Genomic DNA, 23,062 nt, shown 5'->3' with positions numbered 1-23,062 from the left:
TTTAGAAAAAAATTATGAAAAAGAAATACTCAATTTTGACATTGGCAATATTGCTGATACTTAATAGTATTAGCAGCCTTATGGGGCAGCAGGCTACCGACTGGCAACCACTCGGACCTGTGAAATTTCCCCTGAATAAAATAGGACAGATCAACGGAATATCAAGGACAGGTGATCTTAAATTTCACCCTACAGATCCTAAAAAAATGTATGCAGTAAGTGTTGTTGGTGGTCTGTTTATCAGCAACGATGAGGGTAAAAACTGGACCTCCGGGGGTACAGATACCATTCCGCAGGCACATGGTACTACTGTCTGTATAGACTATACAGACGACCGCATCATGTACTTCGGAACCGGGGATGAACACTGGTTAAATGCATGGAACAGAACCAACGGTGTCTGGAAGACTGTAAATGGTGGCAAAACATGGTTCAGAATAGGAGAATCAACAATCGGCAACAGATCTACTTCAGAAATACTGATGTCTCCCTTTGATCACAATGTACTGATCGCCTCTACTGATGACGGTATCTGGAAATCTCTTGACGGTGGAAACAGCTGGACCAAAAAGGCTGAAGGAACATTTCCTTCTATGGTTTTCAGAATGAATGATAATCCGACTACCATGTATGCGGCATCAAACAGCGGTTTCTTTAGAAGTGTAAACCTTGGCGACTCATGGGACCCAATTGCATTGCCTGGAACAGGGCTGACCGGCGGTGGTCGTATTGGTGTGACCAAGGCCTCACCAGATGTTGTTTATTTAACTTTTGTCGGAGACAATAATTCGAAGCCAAGAAAATGTACACCAGTACTGAGATCTCACAACTCTGGTCTCTCATTTGAAATTGTAAAACCAGCAGGTGGAATCAATCTGAACGGTTATACCGAATTTGAAGGCGGACAAGGAGACTATAATTTCTGTTTCACTGTTGATCCCCTGAATGCAAACATTCTTTATGCAGGCGGACATGTAGTATACAAATCAACAGATGGCGGTGTAAACTGGATCAGAACCAATCCATGGCACACCAGTGTACATACAGATATGCACAACCTGATCTACTCACCTCATAACGACCGCAGGCTATACAATACCAATGACGGTGGAATCTGGTCGAGTGATGACGGCGGATTCACCTGGCTTCAGCTTAATGACGGAATTGCAGGGGCAGAAGCTTCAGTGGCAGCTCAGAGCCCGGTCAGAAAAGACAGATTGTGTATCGGTACTCAGGACAATGGTGAACTTGTTTATACTGATAATGTCTGGTTTACAAATGGCGGTGGTGACTTCCATACCAGAATGGAGTTTGACTACAACAGCGCAGATTATGTATACAGATTAACAGGAGAAAGAAGGTATCTGCCTAACGGCAACACTGAAAGTCTGAATTATCCGTTTTCTGCTTCAGAAAATGGTAATGAAGAAAAACTGGTATTCAACCCTACCAATCTGAATGTCGCATTTCTTTCCAGAACAGATATTTACAGATCCACCAATATTACGAATTCTCCGTCATGGACAAAGATTAAAAGTATCGGTTCAAGAATCATGGCTTTGGCATCTCATCCTGCCAATCCCAATCTGCTATATGCTGTCGATGCGAACAACAACTTTTATGTAACTGAGAATGCCCTGGATCCAGTACCGGTGTTTCAAACATATCCAGCCCCTGCCGCTGCATGGAATGCAGCCAGCATTGCTCCGGTAAAAGGAAATCAGAATGTAGTTTATATCAGCTGCGGTGGCAGTGTATACAGATCTGGTAATAAAGGTGCAAGCTGGGGATCTGTGATAAATGGAACAGTATTGCCATCCAATGTAAACATTATAAAACTTATCCATGATGATTACAGTACAGATGAATCGATTTATGCGGCTTCCGCATTAGGAGTATGGTATAAAAACAACAGCACAGTCAACACCTGGACAAATTATTCAAAAGGTCTTCCTGCTTTTGCCAAATACACTAATTTCCTTATATACAATGACGGAACCAGTAATTCTGAATTAAGGATGGTTGCATCAGGAAGAGGTGTATTCAGAAGAAGCCTGAATGGGAAACCTGCGATACTAAGGAATCCTGAAAATCCTTCCAATGCTGTTGCAGGAGTAAGCTATAAATATTACGAAGGCACATGGGATCATCTTCCGAACTTCAATTCTCTTGTTCCTGTTCAGACAGGTACTACAGGTGATTTTAACCTGTCAGTAAGAAATAGAAATGAATATTTTGGTGTTGTGTATACAGGATATATAAATGTTCCTGCAGATGCAGTATATACATTTTTCCTGAATTCTCAGGATGGAAGCAAATTGTATATAGGTGACCAGCTGGTTATTCATAACGACGTTCTTAACTCAACTACGGAGAAAAGCGGGACAATAGGATTGAAGACCGGTAAACACGCAGTTCGGGTGGAATATTTCAACAATACAGGCACTCCCTTAATGACCGTTTCATTCTCATCACCAACACTTACGAAACAGGTATTGACTTCCTCCAGGCTTTTCACACTTCCTGCTGAAGTAATCTGCACAGGTGGTGGTGCAATAAGCCGTGAAATCTGGAAACAGATCCCAGGCTTCAGTGTAGGTGATATTCCGGTTACAACTATTCCTCACATTCAGGATCAGTTGGGCAACCTGCTTGAACAAAGAGCAGACATGGGAGATGAATATGGGGTAAGACTCAGAGGATACATTTGTGCACCCTATACCGGCGTCTACAAATTCTGGTTATCAAGTGATGAAGTCGCTGAATTATGGCTCAGTACAGATCAGACTCCAGCCCTGAAGCAAAAAATTGTTGAGCTGACAAACAGAACCGGTGCAAGAGACTGGTATGCTTATACCTCACAGCAGTCGGCATCCATCAACCTTGTAGCAGGACAGAAATATTATATTGAGGTATTGCACAAAGAAAACCAGGGTAATGATAACCTGGCTGTAGGCTGGCAGTTACCAAGCGGTGAAATGGAAAGACCAATTGCAGGTCACAGACTTTCCCCATATCAGGGAGTGGCCAATACACCGGGAATTAACCTGATGTTACCATCAGACAGAACATATTATACCGTTGGATCTTCTCTACCATTACAGGTTGAACTGACGCAGGCAACTGCTGCAATTTCAAAAGTAGAATACTTTGTAAATGGTGCGAGCATCGCAACAAAAACAGGACCTGACTTTAGTCACATCTGGACAAATATCGGGAGAGGAAATTACCGTATTTATGCAAAAGTTACCGACCAGTCAGGTTTCTCTGCAAGCAGCACTGTTAAAGATGTGACCTTTTTGCAATACAGAAATGCTGACAACCCTGCAAATACAGCTCCTGGGATCACAACCGAATATCACCAAGGCTCTTTCGATTCTGTATACGATATGAACAGCTCAACACTTGTTAGGAAAACAACAGCAACAGAAATCAGCATTGAGGCAAGAGACCAGAACGACAACTTTGGATTTAAGTACAATGGTTTCCTTGAAATTACTGATCCTGGTATTTATTATTTCAACCTGATCAGATCTGATGATGGTTTTGTACTTTCTATAGGTGACACTATTCTTATCAACAATGATGGATTTTCTGGGCAGTCGGAGGACAAGGATTTCCCAATTGCACTGAGAGCAGGAAAGCACAAAATTTCCGCTGCATATTTTGAACGTGGAGGAGATGAGTATATGAACTTAGGGTACTACGGACCAAATACTCCAATGCAACCCTTACCGGCCAGTCGTTTGTTTATAGAAACACAAGGGAATACCTTGCCTGTAGTCAGCCTTACTTCTCCTGCAAACGGACAGACATATACAGCACCTGCAACTGTGCAGCTTGCAGCCAATGCCACAGCGACAGGTGCTACAATTTCAAAGGTGGAGTTTTACAATGGCACTGTAAAGCTGGGTGAAGATTTGACTTCTCCTTACACATATTCATGGTCAGGAGTAAGCGCGAATACTTATTCAATAACAGCAAGGGCCTACAACAACCTTGGTCAGTTTACGACTTCTGCTCCTGTATCAATTACGGTAAACGGTACAAGCTCAACATGCCTTATTACTGAACCTGTGCCTGCACCATCGCTTTATGTAGTGAGGAACAATTGGGGAGATAACAACAATGGATCTTCGGTAACTGCAGATGCTGCTACAGGATCTATGAAGGTTACTCACAGAGCTTACGGACAGAGCGAATTGTATGTGATCGAAACCGGTAAAACTATAAGCGTGACAAGTGGACAGGTTTATACGATCAGCTTTGATTTCAAAGATTATGCTGGTGCACCTGTCACAGGTGTAGATGTTGGTTTTGCACAGGGACTGAACTCATCCAATAACGGACCGCAGCTTGCTCAGTCAATGGTAGCTGCTCCTTCAGGTTATTCTTCATCTGCTTTTACAACCAAATCCGTGAATATCACTTCATCTGTCACAGCTTCAAATGTCAATCTGGTCTTCAGGTTAAGATGGAACGGACAGCCAGTTTCTCAGGTAGCAGATTTTATCAAAAATATCAATGTCTGCAAAGCTTCAGGTTTAAGAATAGCTGAAACCAATGAAAAATCGCTTATTGTAATACCTAACCCTGCAATCGAAACATTTACTCTAAAAGCAGAAAAAGCTATAGAAATGATCTATGTTACAGATGTCCAGGGAAAGCAGATTTATACAAATGCCTCGATATCTCAGGGGGCCGATCTCGAATTTGGCAAAGATTTCGAATTTGGAATTTACAACCTCTCTGTCATTTATACAGACGGCAGCAGAGAAATTCTGAAAATTCTGAAAACAAAATAAATTCAAGTATCAGTTAGTTTAGTGAACAAAAGGTCCGGGAAATTTTCCCGGACCTTTTGTTATTTTTAAAAATATAGATTTTAAAGGAATCAATCCCTAATATTTACAACAGAATAACTGTTGTAGACCCATTAAAAATTTACCCCATTATGTATTCACAAACTACATGCCTTTGGATTGCAGGGCTGGCTGTGTGGGCATGGGAATGTGTGCAGATGCGGAAATTGGTCGGCTGGAGGATCGCCTGTACGGTTTTGAAAATAATTTTTCAGGCTGTACGGGACACCGGGTTTGTCCGGGCAATTGTCTGAACTGTGATTTTTGTGATTTAAAGGATGGACTGTGATTCGGCCAGGATAATTAGGGAAATTGATTTACCTGGAGAATCGTCTGTACGGTTTTAGAAAGATTTTTTCCGGCTGGACGAAACTGGGAAAATCTGATGGTCTGAAAATCGTCTGTACGAATTTAAAATGGAATTTGTCCGTGTATTAGAGGACTGAAAAATCAGAGACCTGGCCGGAAAAAATTGAGAGAGTTGATCGGTCCGAGGACCGTCTGTACGAATTCATAAAATCTAAATGAAGTCTAAAAGGGAGAAAGCTGAAGAAGTATATGGGTCAAATGGTAATATATTACTGAATATGTATAGGTTTAATAGTCAGATATTTAACATGTATATGTGTTGTATAATGGCTGCGTTATGTTAATATAGCTTCGGTTTGGGCGGGAGAAATTTAGTTTTTTTGAGGAGGGATTTTTTTAATAGGGTGGGGCAGATGCACTCTTTACATGCCTTTGGATTGCAGGGCTGGCGGTGTGGGCATGGAATGTGTGCAGATGCTTGGGTTGGGTATTAGTTCCAGTTAATCACCCTATTAATTCTAACAGGAACAGGTATTAAATATTCTTTTACAAATTTTAGTATTTGACCATTAGAGTTAATATAAAGGTCCGGACAAGTCCAATAATCTTCCATCAAAGTTACCTCACTTAATATTAGTTGAATGTTGTTTTTGAGTAGAAGTTCAGAAAAAAATGATCCAACTTCATAATTATGTATGCTTGGATGTAAAGTCTCTGGAATATCTAACTCATAAAGAAACTTTCTGTTTGTCTTAAAGCCTTCAGCTGTTGCATTATCAAAAGCAAAAATACAATTTAATCTTGAAGGCTTTGTTGGAGTATAATTCCTCCTAATATTTTCCATTTCTTCTTCGAATTTTTGAGCAATTGGATTTTGCGCAACTGTTTTGGCAAAATTACCAACAGGAAAATTAGCGTTGACTGAAAGTTCTAAATCAGAAAAATGGTAAAGAAACATAAATAGATATTGGTGATATGATATTCAAATATAAGATTAATCTATGAATGATTTAGGATTGAATTAAAATTCTAACAAAACAATTAAGATTTCTACAGGCGAAGAGTACCCGAAATTACTACTTATGCATATGTCATATATGGCTCATACAGCACTCGTATAGATGTCATGTACGAGTCATGAATATGTCTTATAGGTGTCATGTATGAGTCATGTATGCTTAAACTATGCTTGAACTACGCTTGAACTATGCTTGTAGTATGCTTGAACTGCTTTTTAGTGGGGCCAAAAGAAGGATAATCATATTAAATATAAGATCATAAAAATGTATTATGGTACATTTATTGTGCCGTTTATTTCTGTAAATATTTTGATACAAGATATAATAAACACTCAAGTATCGTGCGTTAAGGTTTTAGTTTTTTTTTCTAACCATTTTTAAACATAAGCTATGGCAAAACAAAAGGGCCCGAACAAAATGATCGGATTTATTGACGGGAAAATCTATTACATGATGAACGGTGAATACTATGTACGCAATCCTTCTTCAGCTTCTAAAAACAAAATAAACAATGATCCTGCATATAGCTCTACAAAGAACAATGCGAAGGAGTTTGGCACTGCAACTGCTATTGGATCGATGTTTAAAAAGTCATTCGGATCTTGTATTGATCATTTGTCTGACAAGGATCTTTATAGACGGATAAATGGTCTCTTTAATAAATTGATTCATCGTGGTAAAGGAGAGGAAGGAAAGCGATCTGTTGAGTTAAAAGCTAACAAAGAATTGTTTCTTGACTTTCAGTTTAAAGAAGAAGTCAATTTCAATTATCTCTTTAAGGCACCTTATACTCTGACAGTTGATGAAGACAGGAAGAGAATTGCTCTCTCCATACCTACATTTAAAGCATCTTCAGGAGTATCAAAAGTACAAGGTGCAACTCACTTTAGAATTATCTTGTCAGTATTGGTATTCTCTGATTATTTGTTTGATATAAATCAAAATAAATATTTACCTGTTGAGCCAACTATTAACAGGTTATGTATACCTGAATTTTCTGACCTAAAATCACTGGATGGAACGAAAGATGCGATAACTCTGGCTGTTCAATTGAATGTAAACAACATGGTTCCTGATGCTGTAGGATTGGTAACATGTATTGCTATTGAGTTTTATCAGGAGTCTGCCGGAAGGCCGTATTTGCTTGAAATGATGAGTTGTATGAAGATTGCGGATGTCTTTTAAGAAGAGGGCTTCTTATTTAACTCTCCAAGGAGAAAGCTCTTGGAGAGTTATTTTATTTAGAAATGCGCTCCTCGCTAATGGTTCGACCTTAGCGCTTTTTGCTTTTCTATTGGTGATTGGACATAATGGTACTTTGGGATATAGGGATGTTTTTTTGAAGAATCAATACAACCACTATTTAAATAATTAAATAAATGTGATTTTTTAAAGAGTACGCAAATTGAATGCGCAGTGTGTCTTTAATTTTGATTCATTCAATGACAAAAAGAAATGCGATCAAAAAGATCAGTTTTAACGTGAATTGTTGGTTATTGTCTTTAGCCTTTCACTTGGTAGTATATATGATTATTGTACAAGTCAGAATTCGTGCATTAAAGTCCGCAAATGATAAATCTGTTATGTATAAATCAGATATAACTTATTGAAAAAGAAGGTATATTGGCTTTAGGGATTCTATGATGAGATTCCTAAATAACAACAACTTCATCTGAAATGAAAGAAAAAACCATAAACTATAAATGAAAATATATGAGTCAATTAAATGAACTTATAGAAAAGCTAGAAAAGTTGGAGAATGAATTTCTTCAAAGCTCGTTAAGGATTATAAATGCCGGCGATAAAAAAATTTATTCAATGGATCTATTGTCGACTGCCGTAAATAACCGTGCATTGCAGATAACGAAAGGTTTTGTTTCGCTAGCTAGGGAGAATAATTACATTTGTGCCGTTCCGTTAATAAGGTTACAATTAGATAATGTGTTGAGATTTTTTGCAACAACTTTGGTGTCTAATTATGATGATTTATTTATACATTATCTTGAGGGGAATCCTATTAATCGGTATAGGGATTCCAAAGGAAACTTGTTAACTGATAATTATTTGGCTCGATCTTTAGAGAAAATTTTTCCAGGAACATTGAAACTTTACAGTACAACTTCTGGATATATACATTTGAGCGAAAAACATTTTTTTGCCAACATAAAGGAAGAGGATAGAAAAATACAAATGGCAGTTGGGGCATCTGTACATAATTTTAGTGAGAGTGATAAAACCGACTTTGTTAAAACAATGATAGAAGTTTCAAACCTTGTAATTATTATTTTAGAGCAATGGAAACATCGTAAAGAATTTATTTCAAAGAATTAATTTGTTCATAGTTTTTAGTAATTCTGAATGAATTATATATAAATTAAAGATGATATTTTTTTTGAGTTTTAAAACATTAAATAAAAAGATACAAATATGCTAAACGATTTTTTTAGAATTAATCTCCCCTATGGAATTGCCCAAAATATCAATGGAGAATGGATGGCGTTTAACCGGGAGTATATGCCCCTTGGTTATAATAATACAAGCTATAAAGGAAATCCTGGTAAGGATTTTTTAGATATGCCAGTATATACAAAATACGAAAAAATTTCGGAAAAACTTTTGATTGAAATTGCATGGGGAGAAGAAGGGATCTTTCGAGATGATAGTGGCAAAATTGTAAAAGTTTTCCTTTATAATGACAGATCAAACCCTCTTAATCAGAAGCATGATAAAGATGAAGTATGGGATAATTATTTTGAAAAGGTAAAAAATCTTTCAAAGTTACAAGTTGTCTGAGTCTTCAACTAAGTCTTTTATTGAATAAAAATTTACGGATAAACAGTATAATAAATATTGATCTTTTATCGATTTGGTTTTAATCAATAACCTAGATTGGGCAGGTTCATTAAAATCCTTTTAGACTTGAAAAGATGGTATGAAGGAGCATTATATTTGCTATTATCAAGAAGTTCTCGATATAATAGATGAATTTAGAAAGAGAGTGAAAGGAGAAGCAAATGCTCTATTATTCTAATATGAAGGTCGGATAAACTAAAGATTTGTAGGTTTATCCGACCTATTTTATTTGGTCGAATAAATTTTTTACGAAAAGAAATTTAGTTTTATTTTTTTATTACGCAAGTAGACTGCGTAGTAATGTTTCAATTTTATGAAATATTTAATGAAATTATATTTATCCATTTATATTAAATCAAAATGATTTGTGTAACAGGTTTATCTTAAATGAATATTAATGTAAATTTTAATCGTAAAGATATATTTATTATGACAAGGACATTCAAAGAAATAAGGTTGGAAGTAAAAGAGTATTGGCTAGCTGAGACTAAAAGAAAAAGATACATTAATGATAGTATAATTGATAGTTTTGAATGCTTGTGGCAAAATAATTACACAGAAGGAGATAAGCATAATAGCATATTTTGTTCAATAGGAGAATGGAACAATCACATAACGGATATATTGACAGATAGAAAATTTGATAAGGTTATTTTTGCTTCTTCAAAGCATAATACAGCTCTTTTCAGATATTATACTAGATTGTTTTTGGTGGTATCGGAAATATTAACAGATTTTCTAGACTTGATGGTTTACTTGAATGATATTAAAAATGATAAAGCTAGAAAACTTTTAAATATAAAAGATCATTATTTTACCTTCCAAGAATTTTTTGATTATATAAATAACATTTGTAAACATAAAATAGGAGATGGCAGAAATTTAGCGATAAAATATCATTGCCTAAATCATCACATTGATTACTTCTTTTTAGATTCAGGTAAAAAAAAAACAAAGAAACTTATATCAATCAAAAATCTATCTTCAATTAAGGTTGATGGTACAGAGCAAATTGAAGTACCAAGAATCATTGATGTTATTAAACTTGTAATTAATTGTTATAATCACATTGACCTAGCTTTTAGAGATAATTATCCATCCTATAAAACCAAATTGAGCAAATTTGAAAAATAGGTAAGGATGATTCGTTGCTCATTTTTGAATCAATGTCTAAGGGCAGGCTAAATCACAGAATTAAAAATATTCGGTAGAATTCTTTATTATATCAAGGATGTGTATATAAATAAGTAGGTATTATCTAAACACTAAAATCACATGGAAGAGCCTTATTATATTGAAAACCTTATTCAAAGGTTTATTGAGAAATTGAAAAAAAATTATAAAAACTCTGAGGAGGAATTTGGCAAAATGATAAATGAAAAACTTCCAATTGTCATTGAAAGTATCTCAAAAGGTACGCTAGAGGAAGTTTTCAAGTATTGCTTTGAGGAGGAAAACGACTCAAGGAAACGAGAAAAAGAAATTGTCAATAAAGTATCTCGGAATTATGATTTGGGAATAAAACTTTTCGAAGGGTTTATGGAACTAAATGCAAAGATTAATTCCATAACTTATAATAAATACTTTAAAATTTTTGACACTTTTGATGACCATATTAAGCTTGATACATTAATTTCTATTCATGTACGAGCTTGTCAGGTGGCAAATGAAATTTTAGTATTAATCAAGAATGGTTATGCAGATGGTGCTCATGCTAGATGGAGAACACTTCACGAATTGTCGGTAACATTTTTATATTTATACGATTCAGACTATGAAATCATACATATGTATAATGACTATGAAGTAATTGAATTGTATAAAAAGGCTAAAGAGTATAGGAATTGTGAGGAAGCTCTTGACCTAAGAAAACTTGGAGAAGATGAATGGAAAGAATTGACCCAACAACGAGATGCGATAATTTTAAGATATGGCAAAGAATTTTCTGAAAGCTATGGCTGGACTATGAAAGATCTACCAAAAGGAAAAAGGAACTTTAAAGAACTTGAAAAATATGTTGGAATTGATAACATGAGAGTAATTTACGCGTGGGCAAATGAAAGCGTACATGCAGGTGTTTCAGGAATTAGAAACAAACTTAGTTTAAAAGAATATGAATCTTATCATTTCTTAGCTGGACCCAATGATTGCGGTTTCTTAGATCCGGTTCAATATACTACAGCATCATTATGCCAAATGAGTGAAGTTTTACTCGATATGGAAGATTCGATGCTGAATAAAATACTTGATGAACTTTTATGTTTTTTCCAAAATGAAATTGTAACAGAATTTAGTATGGTTGAGCAAAAACCAGCCTAGCTGTACCTATTTCCGAGTCTTTGGACATTTGTCTGAGAGCAAATGAAGTGTTGTCTTCCTCTGTGATACAATATGTATCAGTTTGCTATTTTAAAAAATCAATGTGGTAATTTGAATAAAGGATAGAAATGGGTAATTTGTTAGATATTAAATGTAAACATAAGCACCGTTCGCGTATATAAGATAATTTCATTTATTTTTAAAGGAGCACTTAGCTAATGTACATTGACAAAGAAAAGGCCTTAGAGCTACTTTCAGATATTTCACATAACTTAAAATCTGATTTAATTATTAAGACTGACTTTTTGTTATCATTACTTGAGGAGGATGATTGGTCTTTAGTAATAAAGTCTCATGCTCTCATAGAATCAATTATTACCGAATTGATAGTTGTTAAAGTAAATGAAATAAAATTGAAGTCATTCATTGAAAGGTTGCCATTGCATGGTGATCAGTCAAATAAAATTAAAATCATTAAGGCATATGATTTAGTACCAGATTCTCAAATAAGATTCATAAAAATGCTATCAGAAATTCGAAATAACATAGTTCATAAAGTTGAGAATATAGACTTTGATTTCATGAATCATTTGAATAATCTAGATAAAAATCAGAAAAAACAGTGGAAGGATTCTTTAAATTCATGTATGATGACTAAAGACGTGGAAAATAAAATGAATGAGTTTTCCTTAAATAATCCTCGAATAGCTGTTTGGTTTTCTCTTTTCGTTTTTGTTTCAGAAGCAATGATAAAAATAAGCGAAATGAAAGGATTGAAAGAGATAGATAATGAATCGGAAAAATTTGCAAGTGGAATTTTAAAAGATATTTTCGAGTAAAAGGAGTCTGTTAATATCCTTGGTTATTCTATATATAACGTTCGACTATAAACTAGTTTTTTAAAGTGTAAAAAATTAACTATATGAATAAAGGAGAAATCTATAAATTAAAAAATGAATTTAGAAAATTCTATTCTCCAGCATGTTACAACCATCCTTTTGTTTATTGGGAAGATCAACATGCTGATTATACAGGTATAATGTTAACAACATCAAATAATCCTGTTTTTAAAAACATTGAATTAAAACAAGAACATTTTAGGATTGGTTTTAAAATTGGCTTCGGAAAATCTTTAAGTACAAGGTCTTATATTGCCCCTCTGTATTTGCTTAAAGATGTTAAATATGAACATCTTGATAAAGTTGGAGAGCTTTCCAATGATGGGATAACTTTTATTACAAACATCTTAAATACATTAGAGTACACAGATTGGAAAACATATATGAAGTTGACTTAAATTGAAATAGCATTTTATCACATCGCTGTCCAGCCCTGGCTTAAGTCTATCTATTTTAATATGAATAATAATTACCTTTCTTTTAAAAAAGCAGTTAATATAAAATCAAGTAGATTTTAATAATATAGAAGTAGGTAATAACCGTCTATTTTTGCATACAAGCAGATATGATTTTCAAATTTATGTTTCCTTTTATAATTCAGAAAAAAGTTAACAAGAAAAAACATGTGCGCAGATATGCTGCGTATAGAAAGTTTTATTTTGTTGAAATTTATGTTGTAAACAAGTGTATTTAAATAGAATTAAAGATGAAAAAAAATCCTATTGAAAACGGTAATGAGATTTTTGAAGATATTTTGAAAGAATATCCTGAACAAATTTTTGATATTGAAACAGCTGCACAATTACTTATAAATGTAATTAAAGAAACTGAAGGGTTGGTAATAGTAGATTTTTTAGACTATGGAGGGTGGGATAGATTAAATAAATGCCACATTGATAAAGATAATGGTTTAATTTATTTAATCGAAGAAGAAGATACCGATGCAGGGTACAGGGATGGTCTAGTTTTAAAATTTAAAGATTTACTTTCATATCATAGTAATATTTTGTCTGGAATTTTTTTGCGTGGTTATGCCTTAAAAAGGAAAAATATAAAAAAAATATTAAACAATGGTAAGTGTAATTTTTCTTTTAAAGAGGTAAAAAATTTTGCATTAACTATTGAAAAAACTACAGATGCTGTGCTTGAATCATATGATGTTTTGAATAGCCCTATTTATTCAGTAGCAATCATCCCTAAAAATACATCTCTTTGCGCCGACCGATCTCAAGAGTTGTTGTTTAAAATAAATTTTAATGAGTGTATGCAAAGGTTACAAAAAAGAAGGTTGCAATTATTAGAAATTGACAAATCGGATGAAGATTCTATTTGTGAAAAAGCCAATACAGCCCGAAGGATATTTGAGTTTATCTTAAAAATAGAGTGCTGTTTGATTGAACATAAAGTTTCTTTTTGGGGATTTGAGAATACTGGAAGTGCATCTTTCAAAGAGGATTATAGTGAGCTACTTCTAGGCCCTTTACAGGCAATGGTAAAGCGCTATAAGCCAAAAAATAGACAAGACGAGTTGACAAAAATTATTAATATTGGTAATAAATTATCCCACGATTCCGGGGAAGCTATAGATAAAAAAGAAGCAATAGACCTATATGACCTTATGATTGAATACACAAAAGAATTATTGGAGTTAATAAAGGATCATTCATTAGCAACTGATCATTATACTTGCAACTTAAAGAAGATTCAATATGACGGCCCTCCGCTTCAAATTTTAAAATTGTCAGATATTTTAAAAAAGGATTAAGGTAATCATGTTGCTGATCCCAAAATTAGCCCAAGTTGAAAGCTAGTTTTAGCCCGTAAATAATTTGTTCATTCTTGATTTGTGGAAGTATTTTTTCTTTTGCAAAAAATGTAATTTTAGCCAATTTTCGCCCCGGTAGCCGTCTTATCGTCAATCTTATAATCATAATTAAACAGGTTTAAAAGTTCTTACTTTTTAATTTGTTCTCCTGCTATCGTGAAAAAGTCAATGAGCAGATAAAAGATCTCTGATGTTGTTTTCAGATCAGAGCAATACAGGTCGTTTGGGACATAATAGAAGGCTTACAGTTGAAGCTGGTTTTAAAAAGAAATTCAAAGAGAAAAGGATAATAATCAAAATAGATGAAAACTAAAGTGAAGATGAAATCGCAGCATGCTTATTTGGAAAATCCATTTACTATTAAGTTAGTTGAGTTGAATGAATCAATATTAAAAGATTTTCATTTGAGAAATGGCTTTAATTTTAGTGCCAATAATTTTCATCTATTAAACAATACTGAGAAATATATTTCCGGAGTAACCAAGCTACAGTATAATTTATTTCATGTCGTTGAGCAAATTCATTTTATTAAGATTTTCTTAAAAAGAATTAATAATAAAAATTACTTACAAAGCAATGGAATTAATGAATTAACATATATACAATACCACACAGAAGTGCTATCTCATAAAGTGCATACGATACTTGAAGTAATGAAATTACTAATAAATGAAGTTTATGATTTAAAAATAACTGCTAAGGAATGTTCATGGAATAATCTTATTGGAAAGCTCGATAAAAATAGTCAGCCAATGCGAATAATCGATAACTTCTTTATTGCGTTCGAATCACTTATTGATTTAAGGCATTTAAATGCTCATAGAGGTATTTATATTGATTCAGAAAAAGATAAAATTGAGATAGATTTTGGATTGTCTATTTATGAAGGAATGGAACGACTTGGAATGGATTTAGATATGGAATTTAAAAAAAAGTTTCCTATGTTTTTAATAAAAGATAAAATTAAAGGGCATAGACAAAACAGAATTAAATTTATAATCAGGATTGAGGAAACTATACACAGTTATATTAAAGAATTCTTAACTTCTATTCATCCTCAATTAATAAAAAAGTTAACCATAATATAGACCCAAGGAGATTTTATAACACCTGGGATTAATATGGATAATTGAATTTGTAATCTTATCTCGGCAGCCGTCGTATTGTCAATCGAATAATCATAGTTTTGCTGGTTTAAATGTTTTTACTTTTTAATTTGTTCTCCTGCCATTGTCATGAAATCAATGAGCAGATAAAAAATCTCTGATGTTGTTTTCAGGTCAGAACAATATACGTCGTTTTCTGCATAATAAATGTACATAAAGAAGACATAGATTAGTACCTTGTTCATGTCCTGCGGTGAAATCAGCTTAAGCAGGATGTCCAGCTCGTCAATGATCTTCTGGTTAAGAATTGTGTCTTCCTGTAAGACAACAGCGACTCTCTTTTCTGGAGTTGTTTCCATAAAATGTTTGTTGGTTTTGTGCTTCGTTCCGCAAGCGGTTGGAGTTATACGAAAAAATTACGTGGAACTGTAGCTACTATTCTAGAGGTACGGCGAAGCACCCGAAATACAATAGCTAAGCCCCACGCAATAGCGGAACACCAGCTTTTCCTGTATTTCTTGAAAGTTCGCCGTTTTCTAGAACAAGAATATGCTAACGCAATTTTTTATATGTAATAATAGTCTTTTGTGCTTCTTTTAATCTATAGTGTTCTGATATTGGTTGAGTTGCAAAGATAGGAAAAAAGTTGGAAGGGGAAAGTATTAAAGCTAAAATGGAAAGGAGAGGGGAAGTATTTCAGCTAGATTCATTTGCAATTATTGAGCTCTCTGCCTCAGAGTTGTTCATTTCTTTTTCTTGATAAAAAGAAACGAACCAAAGAAAAATCATGAACCATTAAAGCTTCTCCCCTCGAAGCTTACACGCCCCTCGCTAATGGTTCGGCCAACGCACTTCTCCTGTAAAGTTATTTTTTGAAACTCTTATTAAAACAGGCCACCATTTCCTTCTTTATATAATCAGGTAATTGGGAATCTGATCTTATGGAAAAAGTTTTGTTATGATCTGTAATCATTAATATATAATGATTGGTTATTTCGCCTTGAGATTTGTCAGTGTTTGCTATATCCTCAAAAATATCTGAGTACTTTCCCTGTAGCAATAATAATTCAGATGCTAAATTTTTCTTTGATTCATTAACCTCTTTTCCATGGAAAAGGTCGTCCAAATTTATGTGTGACATATTATTATAATTATATACCTAAGATATAACATTTTTAGCTAATTCAATACATTTTGGTGATGAAGAATAATGCTTAGTATAAAAGAGGATATAAACTTTTAAAGAATCTTTCTTGGTTCAAGCATAGTTGGGATGTACTCTGTGTGGAATCATATCTTTTTGTTGAATTATGGCTCTAAACTTGTCGTTTATCTGACAAGGATTTAAACCAGCTGCAGCTTTGAGGCGCGCATTAATGGCTGCTTATTTTTTAAGTCTGAGATAAATTTTATAAACCGTAAACTTTTAAGACTATGGCCAGACAGAAAGGCATAATTCGACTCAAAGGTTCCTTAGGTGGAATCACTTTTTACCAACAACAAGGTGAAAACTTATCAAGAGAAACAAATGGTCCGTCCAAGGAGAAGATTGCTTCTGATGCGAACTTCAGGCGTACCAGAGAAAACAATCAGGAGTTTGCAGGCTCTGCGGCAGCCGGTAAGGCTTTGCGCCTTGGGCTTCAAACTTATCTGGATGTGATGTCTGACTCCAGAGTTACAAGTTCTCTTATGAAGCAGTTCAGGATCATGATCAACAGGGCTGATTCGGGAGCCAGAGGTCAAAGACCAGTAGAGGTCTTAAAGCATAAAGACCTGCTTATTGGTTTTAATTTTAACCGTTTCACTTTGTTTGACAGTGTATTCCTTGCTCCGTATAGTGTGGCAGTGAATACGGATCGTACGGCAGCGACGTTTACTGTTCCGGATTTCAGTACTGATAATAGTATTCATTATCCTAAGGGTGCTACTCACCTTAAGATCATAGCTACTGTGAGTGTAATTTCTTCATATGAGTTTGATGAAACTTCCAAAAAGTATGTACCTACAGATGTTGCAAGCAATGCTCATAATGCTGTTTCTTCGAGTATCTTTATTCCTATTGGTGGTTTTGTCGGTTCTATAACAGAGCTCACTCCGACAATTACTCCAGCTCCGGCTTTGCTTGCAACGAGTGCTTTGGTTGCCTGTATAGGAGTTGAGTTCTACCAGATGGTTGCCAGCAGGCCGTATTTGTTGGCGCAGAGTAACAGTATGAAGATTACGAATGTGTTCTAACGAAGTTATAAGTTGTGAGTAGTAAGTTTTAAGTAAAAAAACTCTCCAAGGCTTTGTGTTCCTTGGAGAGTAATAGTTTTTAAATATTTTTAAACCTTAAATTTTTATCAATTATGAAAGAGTTAGCTATGTTATCCAATCTGGAAAATGTCAGTGTTAATCTTGAAGCTAAAACCAAAGGTAAAAGTGCTCAGGTGATCTTTTGTGAAAACTGGGACAATGCCAAGGTTGCTCTTGGTGCCATTGCTGCGATGGTGAAAAATCCTGTGGTGAAGCTGGTGATTAATATTGTGGTGTCGGTAGGGGATGGGATTAAGGGGAAGGTTTGTGTTTAGGTTAGTTTAGTATTTAGTTTTAAAAGCCCTTTTATTTATGGAAGGGCTTTTTTGTTTTCTCATAAAACAGGTTAAATACTTAATTAGTAATCTGCTTGGACTTGTTACTTTCTTTGTCTTAATACAAAGAAAGTAACCAAAGAAAAATCAAGAACCATCAAAGCTCCTCCCCACATGCTTGCGCTCCCCTCGCTGATGGTTCGGCCTCCGCGCATAAAAGAAGGATGGATGACAACAATGTCGTGGACATCCTCTCGCATTTAATAAGTAATTTGAAATTAACAAAAAAATGCCGGGCGAGGCCCGGCATGGTCTAGGGCTTTTCAGGTGGCCGACGGTCTTTGTACTTGGCGATAGCCCGCTGCCGCTCTAAGGCTTTTTCTGCTAAATAATGACCATAGGCGGACCGACGCCCCTTGGCAATGGAAACTCTGAGCTTGTGCGAGTAGCTATACTGCGCATGCTTGTAGTAGGACATAAATATAATGGTTTAAGTAACAGCCTGCCAACCGCGACAGGCAATGGCCTCAGCCCACGGTTTTGCTGAGGTTGTTGCAAGGGGCATGGCCGATTTACGGTGGGAGGGTGGTGGGGTGGCTAAATAGGCCAGGCTTTACTTGCCCTTGCAACTCCCGAAGCAAGGAACCGTATTTTTGCTGTTGCCTGACGTGGTTAATGTTTGGGAAAATCTCTTTAATTTTTAATTTTGATAATTATGGAAAAGAAGAAAAGGGATTTAATTGAAGAGATCATATTAATTAAATCAAGAGCAGAGTACAATTCAAGACATGAATTGATTTTTCGATTACCAAGAATTGGAAATGCTTTGGAAAATGCTATTTTCCATGAAGAATCGTCTATTGAATTTTTAAAATATATTCCAATTTCAACTGTTGCATGTTTCGAAGCATTTTTTAGATCAGTGATAAAGGAAATAGTGGACTTTGGAAAGCCATTTAGTGAAAATGTTGCCAAGTATAATCAATCAAAGAATATTAAGCTGGACTTTGAAATCGTTGCCGCAATCCAGACCAAAATTTTAACAGTTGGAGATTTTATTGCTCACATACTTCCATTTAACAATTTGGAAGACATCAACTCTAATATCTCTACAATAATCCAGAAAGATTTCCTTGAAGAAATAAAGAAATATAGTGAGGGGGAAATCTCCGGTGTGATTATAGAAAGTATAAAAAGCACTTTTGAATTAAGACATATTTTTTGTCATGAATTTGCAACTAATACTAAACTGGATACAGAAAAAATTTTAGACAATTTAAATAATTGTATTATATTCCTGGAAGGCGCAAATAGTTTTATTTGGCATCTTCTACATCCAAATGCTCCTCTAACTCAAACAGATCAAAATATTAAAGCTTCTGAAGATTTTAAAAATGTTAATAAGGAGTTAAACATTCTTCTTGATTTGATTAAAACATTAAATGGAACCGAAGATTTCGACGGGCATACTTTTGATCAAAGATTATTTGATGAAGCCATTGTTAAATGGACAGAGTATAGAGACTTGAGGGCTGAATGTAAAGCAAGTAGTGTTCTTGGAGGAAGTTTATACCCCTATATGTTTTCAACGAGTTTGATGGATACAACAAAGGAAAAGATTAAAAGTCTTGAAGAAGAATTTGAGTTTATATTGAAAAAATATAGATCTAAAAATAAGTAAATTTAAGCATTCACAAAAAAAAGCGGCTGGTAGGCCGCTTTTTTCATGAATAGCCAAAGCAGCGTATATGGCTGCGTTTGTAATGCTGGCCTTTCAGCCAGTAATACCTGGCCCACTTGCCAGCTTTGTAGGCTCTGTATTGCCTGTGTGTGCGGACTTGAAATGGATTTCCCATAATAGTAAATGAAAAAAGCCCCCTAAAAAGGGAGCTGTGAAAGTGAGAACTCGAACCATAGGAAGCGGAAGGAAAACTCCCAGAAGCTGCCAATAGGACCAATGCTGACACGGAGCCTGCAACCTGACCAGATACGGAAGGATAAGTACCAACCAAAGAACTGACGACAAAAATGATAAATGTACATAACGAATAGGGTTTGAGTGTGCCCCTGGCAACCACACCAAGGAAAAGCGGTTCCCACGGTTTTGCTGAGGCTGATGCAAGGGCTGCCATAAAAAAATACTACCCGGGCGGGATGGCCTTTTGTGCGGTTGGAGGGTGGAGATTTTTTTATGAGCAGGCGAAGCGCACCCTTGCATTCTCCCGAAGCAACAACCGTAGATTTGCTTTGGCTTGGTGTGGTGAATGCGTGATGTTAACGGATGGGTTGGGGTAGAGGAACGAGCTCTTTTTTTCTTTTAAAAATTGAATGGGTAAGCTCTTGTTGGACTGAACATCTCTTTAGTATTGTTACTTTCTTTGTCTTAATACAAAGAAAGTAACCAAAGAAAAATCAAGAACCATCAAAGCTCCTCCCCACGTGCTTGCGTCCCCTCGCTGATGGTTCGGCCAACGCACTTTAATGTAGAAATTGTAAGATTGAAATTGAGAAAGGAGTTTTATGAGTAGCTATAAAATAAAAAAAGCCTTATCCATCTGAAAAGGCTCAAAAACGTTGGGTTGTTTTTATTATCAACCAGCTATGGTGAGTTGTAAAGGTAGTAATGTTTTGAGAATGATCAAATTAGGGAGTGTTTTTTTAAAATTAAATTTTTTAAGTTAAATTATTACATATTTATTCAATGTTGCATCGTCGCTATTATGGAAAAGCTATCTAAGGAAAATGAGGAAAAACTTAAACAGTCTATAGAGTTGTTATCTCAAATTAATAAAATCGGTGTTTCTTCATTATCAAAGTTTCCTAATGATCACTATGAATTATCTGTATTTACATACATATGCTATCTTGAAAGGTTCGTGTTTGGACTTGAAAGTATAAAAATTTTATTAATCCATTATAGAAGTAATCCTAAAGTTGAAACATCCATTGGGCTTATTACACGAACTGGTCTTTTAGATTTTATGACAATAGCCTTCCTAAATACCTACTATTCGGACATAAAATCTCAGGATGATATTGAAGGAGAGAAAAAATACAATGATCAAATTAATTGTTTAGCTTCTGATCAAATTCAAAATTCTCTGAAATACTTAAATACCGCAATAGAAAATGGTATTTTGACAAAAGAGCATTATAAAAAGGGAGTTATAAAACTGCATTCTGACTATAATTTTTTATTTAACAACCAAGAACTTGATTTTGATGAACCTTGGAAAAACTTAATTGATAAGAATTTTATCACTCCTAAACAGTTATTCACTAGAATTAATAGCCACAAGCTGACTAAAAAGTATTCAAAGGTTTACGATCTTTATACCTATTATTCAAAGTATGAACATTTCGGTATAATGACTCACTTCCTTCAAGGACGAGGAATGGATATAGATTTGGGGAATATTATTGCATCGCTGAAATATTTAATCCTAGGAATTGGAATAATATACTGTCATTTAAATTATCCAGAAAAAAAGTTACAAAAGGATGTTGAGGAGTTTTCCATTCTTCAAAATAATTTTTGGGAGCTTTAGTAAGAATAACTAATGAATAAATAAGATGGGATTTACTCCAACTCCGGCCTTTACAGATATTTTCGATGAACCAATTCCAAATCTAGAAGATTTATTGAAAAATATTCCTTCAGAAACATGTATAACTTTCCTTGCATTTATTAACGCAGAGCTATATGTAAAAAGTGATGATAATAATACTCAATTTAAAATTTTGGGGATTTTATTAAGAAGGCAGGAACCTGTACTAAGAAATAAAATAATTAAGAAGTTAACTGCTAAATATAAAGGAGTAATTTTTGCAAAGTTATACAATCTTGAATTTATTCACTGGGAGTTACTCAATTATAGAGTCTTCGAAGCATCAGATGGGGCAGCTGAAGCGGATTTAAACTTTTTGAAAGCATATCTTTTAATCGTTGAAAGAATAAATATAAATTATACTGACGCTATTGATAAGTCAATTGTTAATGAAGATGACGATTTTTTTTCAATAAAGACTTGGCCCATTATAATTGAACAAATTGAAGTAAATCATTCTATCTATCCAATTCCTGAAATGATAAAGGGAATGATTTTTTTAAATTATTTAGAGCATAATTCTCCTTACAAAGAATACGTAATCCAATTTCTGAATAAGAATGGTATGAAAACAGGATGGGATTATGTTATTGGGTTATCAAACTTGTTGGAAAGTGGTTGGGCTAATCTCAATGAAAAGGAAGGAAGTGGTTTTTATAAATTCTTTTTGAATAAGTCTGATAGATATGAATATCTGCTTGAATCATTGTCATTAAATATTCATGAATACAAAGAAAGATACAAAAAAAGTAAGCAAAATTTTACAGGCTTTAAAGATAAGCCATTATATAAAATTGGAGAAGAACAATATTTAGTTCTTAATTGGAACTACATAACTAATAAAATGTATGATGGGTTACTTTTTGACTTTTACTCAAATTCTGGAATTAAGGAGAATGAAAAATTTACAAAATTTGAAGATTTAAAAAAATACATTTCATCAAATATTACAGAGAAATATACATTCCAGAGAATTGTAAAATATATCTTTAAAAGTAGATATGCAAAAGTCCTTTTTGATAATGGTACTTCAAATTTTCCAGATGCGTATGTTCGAAATGGCAAGTACATTTATTTATTTGAATTAAAAGATACATACATTTCAACTGATGTTATAAACTCTTACTCTTATGAAAAGATAAAAGAACATATAGATATTAAATTTAACACTAAAAAAAAGGGCATAGGTCAAATTGTTAAACAAATAAAAAAACTTACGGAAGAGCCTTTTGAGGAAAAAGGATATAATGAGTTAAATCTAAAAACAAGAAATATTGTGATTTATCCCATTATAGTTTACACGGATAAGTTTTTTAGAGTATATGGGATAAATAATTATCTTAAGAAAGAATTTAGGAGAAGAATCGACCAGGAAAATTTACATCAATCGTTTAATGGAATTAGAGATTTAACTTTTATTGATTTAACCTTTTTTCTTGATCATTTAAATGTTTTTAGCAAAATAAAACTAAATGACCTTATTGATTATTTTCATTTGGAATTAAAAAAAGCTGAAAAGCGACATTTCAGAAATCGATCAGTTGAAAGTCTATGGAAGGAAAATGAAAATTTTGAAAGCATTGTAATTAAGAAATTCAACAAGGACTTTGATAAAGATCCTAATTACATTAAAGAGATAATAACTACATTTAACTTAACTGATAATTTACCAAAGGGGTGATATTCGGACAC

At 34.2% G+C, this 23,062-nt stretch carries 20 protein-coding genes; 15 read left to right on the top strand and 5 right to left on the bottom strand.

The window, feature by feature from the left end; genetic code table 11:
• The first annotated feature begins 14 nt into the window (after positions 1 to 14).
• Complete coding sequence (locus MYP_RS15980) at positions 15 to 4,805, top strand: PA14 domain-containing protein (protein WP_045465278.1); 4,791 nt, start codon at positions 15 to 17, stop codon at positions 4,803 to 4,805.
• Between the two features lie 856 nt (positions 4,806 to 5,661).
• Here MYP_RS15980 and MYP_RS15975 read toward each other — a convergent pair.
• Entirely contained in the window at positions 5,662 to 6,129 is a 468-nt protein-coding gene (locus MYP_RS15975) for a hypothetical protein (protein ID WP_045465275.1), read from the bottom strand.
• A 451-nt stretch (positions 6,130 to 6,580) separates the two neighbouring features.
• Between MYP_RS15975 and MYP_RS15970 the strand changes: the two genes are divergently transcribed.
• The 9 genes from MYP_RS15970 to MYP_RS15925 all read left to right on the top strand — a co-directional run bounded on the left by MYP_RS15970 (position 6,581) and on the right by MYP_RS15925 (position 15,174).
• Entirely contained in the window at positions 6,581 to 7,375 is a 795-nt protein-coding gene (locus MYP_RS15970; RefSeq protein WP_045465273.1) for a hypothetical protein, read from the top strand.
• 528 nt (positions 7,376 to 7,903) lie between these two features.
• On the top strand, positions 7,904 to 8,521 hold the full coding sequence (locus MYP_RS15960) for a hypothetical protein (protein WP_045465267.1): 618 nt from the start codon (positions 7,904 to 7,906) through the stop codon (positions 8,519 to 8,521).
• Positions 8,522 to 8,617: 96 nt separating this feature from the next.
• Positions 8,618 to 8,983 (top strand): hypothetical protein, encoded by a 366-nt coding sequence (locus MYP_RS15955; protein WP_045465264.1) that lies wholly within the window; start codon positions 8,618 to 8,620, stop codon positions 8,981 to 8,983.
• A 447-nt stretch (positions 8,984 to 9,430) separates the two neighbouring features.
• Positions 9,431 to 10,177, top strand: coding sequence for a hypothetical protein (locus tag MYP_RS15950; RefSeq protein WP_045465261.1), 747 nt, complete (start codon positions 9,431 to 9,433; stop codon positions 10,175 to 10,177).
• A 141-nt stretch (positions 10,178 to 10,318) separates the two neighbouring features.
• Positions 10,319 to 11,362, top strand: a complete 1,044-nt coding sequence (locus MYP_RS15945; RefSeq protein WP_045465256.1) for a DUF5677 domain-containing protein — start codon at positions 10,319 to 10,321, stop codon at positions 11,360 to 11,362.
• A gap of 218 nt (positions 11,363 to 11,580) precedes the next feature.
• Positions 11,581 to 12,201 (top strand): hypothetical protein, encoded by a 621-nt coding sequence (locus MYP_RS15940; protein ID WP_045465253.1) that lies wholly within the window; start codon positions 11,581 to 11,583, stop codon positions 12,199 to 12,201.
• 83 nt (positions 12,202 to 12,284) lie between these two features.
• Positions 12,285 to 12,659, top strand: a complete 375-nt coding sequence (locus tag MYP_RS15935; RefSeq protein WP_045465251.1) for a hypothetical protein — start codon at positions 12,285 to 12,287, stop codon at positions 12,657 to 12,659.
• A gap of 308 nt (positions 12,660 to 12,967) precedes the next feature.
• Positions 12,968 to 14,026: a hypothetical protein gene (locus MYP_RS15930; protein WP_045465250.1), complete on the top strand. Its 1,059-nt coding sequence runs from the start codon at positions 12,968 to 12,970 to the stop codon at positions 14,024 to 14,026.
• A gap of 362 nt (positions 14,027 to 14,388) precedes the next feature.
• Positions 14,389 to 15,174 carry a Cthe_2314 family HEPN domain-containing protein gene (locus MYP_RS15925; protein ID WP_045465249.1) on the top strand — a complete coding sequence of 262 codons (786 nt, stop codon included), beginning with the start codon at positions 14,389 to 14,391 and terminating at the stop codon, positions 15,172 to 15,174.
• A gap of 116 nt (positions 15,175 to 15,290) precedes the next feature.
• Here MYP_RS15925 and MYP_RS15920 read toward each other — a convergent pair whose 3' ends face one another.
• The gene (locus MYP_RS15920; protein WP_045465246.1) at positions 15,291 to 15,551 is read right to left on the bottom strand and encodes a hypothetical protein; all 261 of its coding nucleotides are present in this window, start codon (positions 15,549 to 15,551) and stop codon (positions 15,291 to 15,293) included.
• Between the two features lie 506 nt (positions 15,552 to 16,057).
• Positions 16,058 to 16,333, bottom strand: coding sequence for a hypothetical protein (locus MYP_RS15910; RefSeq protein WP_045465241.1), 276 nt, complete (start codon positions 16,331 to 16,333; stop codon positions 16,058 to 16,060).
• 293 nt (positions 16,334 to 16,626) lie between these two features.
• On the opposite strand from MYP_RS15910, the gene MYP_RS25235 reads away from it, so the two are divergent.
• Both MYP_RS25235 and MYP_RS15900 read left to right on the top strand, forming a co-directional pair.
• Positions 16,627 to 17,427, top strand: coding sequence for a hypothetical protein (locus MYP_RS25235; RefSeq protein ID WP_052430263.1), 801 nt, complete (start codon positions 16,627 to 16,629; stop codon positions 17,425 to 17,427).
• Positions 17,428 to 17,540: 113 nt separating this feature from the next.
• Positions 17,541 to 17,762: a hypothetical protein gene (locus MYP_RS15900; RefSeq protein ID WP_045465240.1), complete on the top strand. Its 222-nt coding sequence runs from the start codon at positions 17,541 to 17,543 to the stop codon at positions 17,760 to 17,762.
• A 104-nt stretch (positions 17,763 to 17,866) separates the two neighbouring features.
• On the opposite strand, the gene MYP_RS26140 is transcribed toward MYP_RS15900, so the two are convergent.
• On the bottom strand, positions 17,867 to 18,022 hold the full coding sequence (locus tag MYP_RS26140; RefSeq protein WP_156140669.1) for a hypothetical protein: 156 nt from the start codon (positions 18,020 to 18,022) through the stop codon (positions 17,867 to 17,869).
• Between the two features lie 455 nt (positions 18,023 to 18,477).
• Here MYP_RS26140 and MYP_RS15895 point away from each other — a divergent pair, with 455 nt between their 5' ends.
• Positions 18,478 to 19,443 carry a lysozyme inhibitor LprI family protein gene (locus MYP_RS15895; protein WP_045465237.1) on the top strand — a complete coding sequence of 322 codons (966 nt, stop codon included), beginning with the start codon at positions 18,478 to 18,480 and terminating at the stop codon, positions 19,441 to 19,443.
• A 43-nt stretch (positions 19,444 to 19,486) separates the two neighbouring features.
• Here the strand turns inward: MYP_RS15895 and MYP_RS15890 are convergent, their stop codons facing one another.
• The gene (locus tag MYP_RS15890) at positions 19,487 to 19,894 is read right to left on the bottom strand and encodes a hypothetical protein (protein ID WP_045465234.1); all 408 of its coding nucleotides are present in this window, start codon (positions 19,892 to 19,894) and stop codon (positions 19,487 to 19,489) included.
• Between the two features lie 588 nt (positions 19,895 to 20,482).
• Here MYP_RS15890 and MYP_RS15885 point away from each other — a divergent pair.
• Together MYP_RS15885 and MYP_RS15880 are read left to right on the top strand one after the other, a co-directional pair.
• Positions 20,483 to 21,310 carry a hypothetical protein gene (locus MYP_RS15885; RefSeq protein WP_045465231.1) on the top strand — a complete coding sequence of 276 codons (828 nt, stop codon included), beginning with the start codon at positions 20,483 to 20,485 and terminating at the stop codon, positions 21,308 to 21,310.
• A 25-nt stretch (positions 21,311 to 21,335) separates the two neighbouring features.
• Positions 21,336 to 23,051 carry a hypothetical protein gene (locus MYP_RS15880; RefSeq protein WP_045465228.1) on the top strand — a complete coding sequence of 572 codons (1,716 nt, stop codon included), beginning with the start codon at positions 21,336 to 21,338 and terminating at the stop codon, positions 23,049 to 23,051.
• Positions 23,052 to 23,062: the final 11 nt, after the last annotated feature.

Origin of the sequence: Sporocytophaga myxococcoides (genome assembly GCF_000775915.1) — a bacterium.
Taxonomy (GTDB): domain Bacteria; phylum Bacteroidota; class Bacteroidia; order Cytophagales; family Cytophagaceae; genus Sporocytophaga; species Sporocytophaga myxococcoides_A.
This window is presented reverse-complemented; position numbering and strand designations above follow the sequence as displayed.

What these genes read in the sequence shown, in the direction of transcription:
- MYP_RS15980 (WP_045465278.1), top strand. Translation starts at nt 15, where the DNA reads ATGAAAAAGAAATACTCAATTTTGACATTGGCAATATTGCTGATACTT.
- MYP_RS15975 (WP_045465275.1), bottom strand. Translation starts at nt 6,129, where the DNA reads ATGTTTCTTTACCATTTTTCTGATTTAGAACTTTCAGTCAACGCTAAT.
- MYP_RS15970 (WP_045465273.1), top strand. Translation starts at nt 6,581, where the DNA reads ATGGCAAAACAAAAGGGCCCGAACAAAATGATCGGATTTATTGACGGG.
- MYP_RS15960 (WP_045465267.1), top strand. Translation starts at nt 7,904, where the DNA reads ATGAGTCAATTAAATGAACTTATAGAAAAGCTAGAAAAGTTGGAGAAT.
- MYP_RS15955 (WP_045465264.1), top strand. Translation starts at nt 8,618, where the DNA reads ATGCTAAACGATTTTTTTAGAATTAATCTCCCCTATGGAATTGCCCAA.
- MYP_RS15950 (WP_045465261.1), top strand. Translation starts at nt 9,431, where the DNA reads ATGAATATTAATGTAAATTTTAATCGTAAAGATATATTTATTATGACA.
- MYP_RS15945 (WP_045465256.1), top strand. Translation starts at nt 10,319, where the DNA reads ATGGAAGAGCCTTATTATATTGAAAACCTTATTCAAAGGTTTATTGAG.
- MYP_RS15940 (WP_045465253.1), top strand. Translation starts at nt 11,581, where the DNA reads ATGTACATTGACAAAGAAAAGGCCTTAGAGCTACTTTCAGATATTTCA.
- MYP_RS15935 (WP_045465251.1), top strand. Translation starts at nt 12,285, where the DNA reads ATGAATAAAGGAGAAATCTATAAATTAAAAAATGAATTTAGAAAATTC.
- MYP_RS15930 (WP_045465250.1), top strand. Translation starts at nt 12,968, where the DNA reads ATGAAAAAAAATCCTATTGAAAACGGTAATGAGATTTTTGAAGATATT.
- MYP_RS15925 (WP_045465249.1), top strand. Translation starts at nt 14,389, where the DNA reads ATGAAAACTAAAGTGAAGATGAAATCGCAGCATGCTTATTTGGAAAAT.
- MYP_RS15920 (WP_045465246.1), bottom strand. Translation starts at nt 15,551, where the DNA reads ATGGAAACAACTCCAGAAAAGAGAGTCGCTGTTGTCTTACAGGAAGAC.
- MYP_RS15910 (WP_045465241.1), bottom strand. Translation starts at nt 16,333, where the DNA reads ATGTCACACATAAATTTGGACGACCTTTTCCATGGAAAAGAGGTTAAT.
- MYP_RS25235 (WP_052430263.1), top strand. Translation starts at nt 16,627, where the DNA reads ATGGCCAGACAGAAAGGCATAATTCGACTCAAAGGTTCCTTAGGTGGA.
- MYP_RS15900 (WP_045465240.1), top strand. Translation starts at nt 17,541, where the DNA reads ATGAAAGAGTTAGCTATGTTATCCAATCTGGAAAATGTCAGTGTTAAT.
- MYP_RS26140 (WP_156140669.1), bottom strand. Translation starts at nt 18,022, where the DNA reads ATGCGAGAGGATGTCCACGACATTGTTGTCATCCATCCTTCTTTTATG.
- MYP_RS15895 (WP_045465237.1), top strand. Translation starts at nt 18,478, where the DNA reads ATGGAAAAGAAGAAAAGGGATTTAATTGAAGAGATCATATTAATTAAA.
- MYP_RS15890 (WP_045465234.1), bottom strand. Translation starts at nt 19,894, where the DNA reads ATGGCAGCCCTTGCATCAGCCTCAGCAAAACCGTGGGAACCGCTTTTC.
- MYP_RS15885 (WP_045465231.1), top strand. Translation starts at nt 20,483, where the DNA reads ATGGAAAAGCTATCTAAGGAAAATGAGGAAAAACTTAAACAGTCTATA.
- MYP_RS15880 (WP_045465228.1), top strand. Translation starts at nt 21,336, where the DNA reads ATGGGATTTACTCCAACTCCGGCCTTTACAGATATTTTCGATGAACCA.